At 58.4% G+C, this 351-nt stretch carries 1 protein-coding gene; it reads left to right on the forward strand.

Annotated features, from left to right (window positions below):
• Positions 1-351 (forward strand): Hsp70 family protein (locus tag AC1D1Y_RS27075; RefSeq protein WP_477685050.1); only part of this gene is annotated, 351 nt, incomplete at both ends.

Genomic DNA, 351 nt, shown 5'->3' on the forward strand with positions numbered 1-351 from the left:
AGGTGCAAGAGAAGGTCAAGGAACTGTTTGGCAAGGAACCCCGCAAGGACGTGAACCCTGACGAAGCCGTGGCCGTGGGCGCTGCGATCCAGGGCCAGGTGCTGTCGGGCGACCGCAAGGACGTGCTGCTGTTGGACGTGACGCCTCTGTCTCTGGGTATTGAAACCCTGGGCGGCGTGATGACCAAGATGATCACCAAGAACACGACCATCCCCACCAAGTTTGCACAAACCTTCTCTACTGCCGAAGACAACCAACCGGCCGTGACGATCAAGGTGTTCCAGGGTGAGCGCGAAATCGCCGCCGTGAACAAGATGCTGGGTGAATTCAACCTCGAAGGCATTCCACCCT

This window comes from Polaromonas sp. P1_G1, assembly GCF_056405595.1.